4 protein-coding genes are annotated in these 4,829 nt (G+C 70.8%); 3 read left to right on the forward strand and 1 reads right to left on the reverse strand.

All coding sequences use genetic code 11. From position 1 onward, the window contains the following. Window positions 1-95 precede the first annotated feature (95 nt). Window positions 96-1,565 carry an MFS transporter gene (locus DAT37_RS12370; RefSeq protein ID WP_232839705.1) on the reverse strand — a complete coding sequence of 490 codons (1,470 nt, stop codon included), beginning with the start codon at window positions 1,563-1,565 and terminating at the stop codon, window positions 96-98. A gap of 54 nt (window positions 1,566-1,619) precedes the next feature. On the opposite strand from DAT37_RS12370, the gene DAT37_RS12375 reads away from it, so the two are divergent. The 3 genes from DAT37_RS12375 to DAT37_RS12385 all read left to right on the forward strand — a co-directional run. Beyond that, window positions 1,620-2,324, forward strand: coding sequence for a TetR/AcrR family transcriptional regulator (locus DAT37_RS12375; RefSeq protein WP_109524916.1), 705 nt, complete (start codon window positions 1,620-1,622; stop codon window positions 2,322-2,324). Window positions 2,325-2,414: 90 nt separating this feature from the next. Then, the gene (locus DAT37_RS12380) at window positions 2,415-4,031 is read left to right on the forward strand and encodes a PucR family transcriptional regulator (protein ID WP_109524917.1); all 1,617 of its coding nucleotides are present in this window, start codon (window positions 2,415-2,417) and stop codon (window positions 4,029-4,031) included. A gap of 231 nt (window positions 4,032-4,262) precedes the next feature. Next, window positions 4,263-4,829, forward strand: a 567-nt coding sequence (locus DAT37_RS12385) for a hypothetical protein (RefSeq protein WP_198654221.1), incomplete at its 3' end; no start/stop codon positions are given.

Consider the following 4,829-nt stretch of genomic DNA (forward strand, 5'->3'; position numbering starts at 1 on the left):
CCAATGTCCTTGCCGAGATCCCGGGAGACGTACCACGGGCGGCGCCGGCGAGCCACCGGCGCCGCGTCCGCCACCTGCGCGGACTTCGGGGCAGGCTAGACCTGCGCGGGCTCCGGAGCGGCCGCGGGAACGGGTGGACGCAGCACCGCGAAGGCGAGCAGCGCCGCCGCCACACAGAACCCGCAGCCCACCCACGAGCCGAGGTGCATAGCGTCGGTGAACGCGGCGCGGGCCGGCTCCACGACGCCCAGCCTGAACGCGTCGCCGATGGACTCGCGGGCCGCCTCGGGCACGCCCGCGGGCATGGACGCGGTGAACACCCCGGCCAGCACGCTGCCCAGGACGGCGATGCTCATGGCCATGCCGACCTGCTGCACGGTGTCGTTCAGCGCGGAGCCCACCCCGGCGTGCTCCATGGGGATCGCACCCATCAGCGAGGCGTACGCCGCCGGACCGGCGAGCCCGCCGCCGACGCCCATGACCAGCAGCCCGAGGAGCAGCGGCAGGTAGCCCGTGGTCGTCGCCAGCACGACGAAGCCCGCGGCCATGACCAGCAGCCCCGCCGCCACGAGGACCCGGTTGCTCACCTTCTGCCCGAGGGCGGCGCCCACCCCGTTGAACAGCGCGGCGGCGACGGCGTAGGGCAGCAGCGCGAGCCCGGCCCGCATGGGCCCGTAGCCGAGCACGAACTGCAGGTACTGCGTCAGCATCAGCATCACGGCCCCGGCCCCGAACGACATGAGCAGGATCGAGAACGACGCACCGCTGAAGTTGCGGTTCCCGAACAGTTCCAACGGCAGCATCGGATGCGCCGAGCGCCGCTCCCACAGCACGAACGCGCCGAGCGCGACCACGGCGATCACGATGCCCGCCACGTTCCACTCGCGCTCGATGATGACGTAGACGGCCGAGGTCAGACCGACGATCGACAGCACGACGCCCACCGGGTCGATCTTCCGCCCGGCGCTGTGGGTCTCCGGCATCAGCGTCACCGCGGCCAGCACCGCGAGGGCCGCGATCGGCACGTTCAGCAGGAAGACCGAGCCCCACCAGTAGTTGTCGAGCAGGAAACCGCCCAGCGTGGGCCCCGCGACCACGCCCACCATGGCGACCGCGCTCCAGGCGGCCATCGCCTTGCGCCGCTCGCCCTCGTCGAAGACCGTCATGAGGATCGACAGGGTCGACGGCATCAGGATGGCGCCGCCGACGCCCATCAGCGCCCGCGCGCCGATCAGTTGCCACGGCTCGGAGGCGAGCACCGCCAGCAGCGACGCTCCGCCGAAGGACACCAGGCCGATGACCAGGAAACGCCTGCGCCCGTAGCGGTCGGAGAGGCTGCCCGCGGTGAGCAGCAGACCGGCGAAGGCCAGCACGTAGGCGTCCAGGATCCACTGGATGTCGCCCGGGCTCGCGCCCAGGTCCCTGATCAGCTTCGGGATGGCCAGGTTGAGGACCGTACCGTCCACGACCAGGACCAGCAGGGAGAGGCAGAGGACGGCGAGGATCCACCACCGCCGGGGGTCTCGCACAGCGTTCGAGCCGTCTCGTACATCGTTCGAGTTCACTCGCACACTGTACGGCTAACTCGTACAGTGTGCGAGTGGATTTATCCTTGGGTGGTGACCGGCAAGCAGCTTTCTTCCGTCTGGACCCGCGAGCAGCGCCCGCCCGCCAGGACCCCCGGCCTCAGCCGCGACGAGATCGTCCGGGCGACGCTGGAGCTGCTCGACGCCGAAGGGCTCGACGGCGTCAGCATGCGCAAGCTCGGCGCCAAGCTCAGCGCGGGCGCGACGAGCATCTACTGGTACGTGGAGAACAAGGACGAGCTGCTGGAGCTGGCCTACGACCAGATCTGGGCGGAGATCGCCGTGCCGATCCCCGAGGAGTCCGGCTGGCGCGAGATCGCCTCCACCTTCGCGCACAGCGCCCGCCAGGTCCTCCTCGACCACCCGTGGGTGAGCTCGCTCATCGGCCGCCTGCCCGCCCTCGGGCCCAATGCGATGGCGATGACCGACCGGCTGCGCAGGACGTTCCAGCAGGCGGGATTCGAAGGCATGGAGATCGACTACGCCAACAGCACGCTCATGGCGTACGTGATCGGCACGGTCGTCCCCGAGATCGCCTGGCAGACGACGATGGGCGGCGAGGAGCTCGACAAGGAGAGCGTGCTGGAGACCTTCCGGGTGGTCGCGAGGGACTTCCCCGAACTGCTCGACCGGCTCACCGAGGTCAACCGGACGCCGCCCAACGTGGTGCGCGCGGTCAGCTTCGACTTCGGCCTGCTGGCGGTGCTCGACGGCTTGGAGGCCCGGCTCTCCTCCTAGCGGCCCACGGGGTCGGCGGGACGCCGATTACTTCCACTATGTAAATGCTTATATAAGCGATCTTACAGGTTGATTGGATAGGCTCTGTCCGTGCTGCCCACCATCGCCGATGTGCTCGCCTTGGAGACCGTTCGCCGGGGCAATCCCCGCGTGGTCGCCGGCGCCGACCGGCTCGACAGCAAGGTGCGGTGGGTGCACGTCGGCGAGATCGCCGACATCGCCCAGCTGCTGCGCGGCGGAGAGCTGGTGCTGACCACCGGCGTGGCTCTTCCCGAAGACCCCGGCAAGCTCGCCGACTACATCGGGGAGCTGTCCTCCGTCGGCGTCTCCGGGCTGATCGTCGAGCTCGGGCGCAGGTTCGTCGGAGAGCTGCCGCCCATCGTCGTCAAGGCCGCCGAGGACCACGGGCTGCCGCTGATCGTGCTGACCCGCGAGACGCCGTTCGTGCAGATCACCGAGTCGGTGCACGCGCGCATCATCGACATCCAGCTGGAGGAGCTGCGGGCCTCCGAGCAGCTGCACGAGGTGTTCACCGAGCTGTCGGTCGAGGGCGCGTCACCAGCCGAGGTGCTCGCACAGGTCGCCAGGCTGTCCGGCCGGCCCGTGCTGCTGGAGAACCTGGCCCACCAGGTCCTCGCCTGCGAGTCCGCCGGGCGCGACACGGGCACGCTGCTGGCCGGCTGGGAGACCAGGTCGCGCGGCGTGGCGCCGGCCGAGCGCACCGCGTACGACACTGCCTCCGGATGGCTCGTCACCACGGTGGGCGCGCGGGGGCAGGACTGGGGGCGGCTCATCCTGCTCTGCGACGCGGCCCCCTCGCCCCGCGAGCTGGTGCTCGCCGAGCGCGCCGCCACCACGCTCGCCCTCGGCCGCCTGCTCGAACGCCACCAGGAGTCGCTGGAGCGGCAGGCCCACGGCACGATCATCACCGGCATCCTCACCCACGCCTACGCCGACCCCGACGAGGCCGCCGCCCGCGCCCGCGCGGTGGGCGTCCCGCTCACCGGCCGCAAACTGGTCAGCGTCGTCATCCGCCCGATCGACCTCATCGACCAGGCCCTCGACGGGCAGGCGCAGCTCGGCGAGCTCGCCGAGGCCACCGCCGCCGCCTGCCGCGACGCCCGGCTGCCCGCCCTCGTCGGCGCCCTCGACCAGGACCGGGTCGGCGTCCTGCTGCCCCTGCCACCTCGCGCCCAGGCCGAGCCCGCGCTGACCACCCTCGCCGACCGGCTGCGCACCCTGTCCAAGACGGGCGGCGCCTTCGTGCTCGCCGCCGGCTCGGTGGTCGAGTCCATCAGGGACGTACGGCGCAGCTTCCTCGAAGCCGAGCAGGTGGCCGACGTCGCGGTCCGCCAGCCCGACGGCAGGCCCTTCTACCGGCTGCCCGACCTGCGGCTGCGCGGGCTGCTCCACCTGCTGCGCGACGACGCCCGGCTGCAGACGTTCGCCGAACGCGAGCTCGGTCCACTGCTGGCGCACGACGCCCAGCGGGGCGGCGACCTCACCAGGATCCTGCGCATCTACCTCGACGCCGGTCGCAACAAGGCGGTCGCCGCCCAGAAGGCCCACCTGTCCAGGCCCGCCTTCTACGACCGGCTCCGCCGCCTCGAACGCATCCTGGAGACCGACCTGGACGACGTCGAGTCGTGCCTGTCGCTGCACGTGGCCCTCCTGGCCCTGGAGTCGTTCCGCAGAGACGGCCGCTGACGCCCGGAGTCACCGCTTCCGGACACCCACCCACACTCCGCGGGACCTCCCTGTGACGCCCCCACTCCCGGCCGTCATGGCTCCATCACAATTCCGGCTTGCCACCCTGCGTTCCATCAGGCGGGGATGTCAATCTCGTAACCTCTCCAACCCTTTGGCGTGTTTTCCTGACCCCACGACCATGATCACGTCAGGATGGTGCGGATCATTTGTCCGCCCTCTGGAGTGTTCATGTCTCGACGCACCCTCACCGCCGGCCTCACGGCCGGCCTCGCCGTGGCCACCACCCTCACGGTCACCACCGTGCCCGTCAACGCCGCCCGGCAGCCGTCGGTGAAGTTCCCGTCGGCCAAGTTCCCCCTGGGCGTGCCCGCCGTACCGACCAGGACGATGACCGGCGTGGCCCAGGGGATCGAACTGTACGACGTGAAGGCCGGCCGGTCGACCGACGGCTACACCGTGACCGTGCTGATGCCGAGCGGCCGCGACTACGGCATGCGGCCCACCGCCGAGGCCAAGCTCGCCGAGGTGGAGGCCACCGGCGAGGTGGGCAGTCTGCAGAAGGTCGTGCGCCCGCCCGTGGCCGACGCCCCGGCCCAGGAGGTCTACATGGTGCGGGTCGGCCTGTGGAAGTTCGAGGAGAAGGCCAAGGCCGACGACACCGCCAAGAAGCTCAAGGACGCCGGCCTCAAGGTCAAGGTCGACTACCTGGGCGACGACGGCCTGAAGACCACCGGCCCATGGAACGTCAAGGTCATGATGATCGACCCCCGGGCGGTCCGTGGCTCCTACGCCGCA

The organism is Nocardia aurea (assembly GCF_003123685.1).
In the GTDB taxonomy this organism is placed as follows: domain Bacteria; phylum Actinomycetota; class Actinomycetes; order Mycobacteriales; family Mycobacteriaceae; genus Nocardia; species Nocardia aurea.